The organism is Shewanella xiamenensis, assembly GCF_014647135.1.
Taxonomy (GTDB): Bacteria; Pseudomonadota; Gammaproteobacteria; order Enterobacterales; family Shewanellaceae; genus Shewanella; species Shewanella xiamenensis.
This window is the reverse complement of sequence record NZ_BMOP01000063.1, coordinates 1-573: the sequence shown is the minus strand read 5'-3', so window position 1 is coordinate 573 and position 573 is coordinate 1. Positions and strand designations below refer to the sequence as shown.

Genomic DNA, 573 nt, shown 5'->3' with positions numbered 1-573 from the left:
TTGCTCCTCAATTTGTCGTGCCTTTTCGGCAAGGTAACAAAAATGACTACAATGATGCTTTAGCCATCGCGGAGGCTGCGCAGCGACCCAACATGCGGTTTGTAAAACCCAAAAGCGTCGAGCAGCAAGATGTGCAACTGCTCCACCGAATGCGCGAACGATTAACTAAGCAATCAACAGCCTTAATCAACCAAGTGCGAGGTATGTTAGCTGAATACGGCATCGTGATAGCCAAAAGTAAATCGGCTTTTAAAGTACAGTTTCCTGAGATTTTGACTAACGAAACCAATGCGCTGACTACCAAAGGTCGAACAATTTTTTATCAGTTATATGAAGAGTTTACAGATATAGAAAGACGGCTTAAGGATTGTGATACCCAAGTACTCACTGAAACGAAAAACAATGTGATTTGCCAGCGTTTAGAGACTATCCCAGGTATTGGTCCCGTCACCGCTACGGCCTTTTATGCGGCTGCTGGAGAGGGTAAAGACTTCAGTAATGGTAGACACTTTTCAGCTTGGTGTGGCTTGGTTCCCAAGCAACACAGCAGCGGAGGTAAAGATAACCTCCTTG

General features: G+C 45.0%; 1 protein-coding gene. It reads left to right on the top strand.

The window, feature by feature from the left end; translation table 11 throughout:
- Positions 1–573: IS110 family RNA-guided transposase (locus IEY09_RS20145; protein WP_188872424.1), on the top strand; the 573-nt coding region annotated here is incomplete at both ends.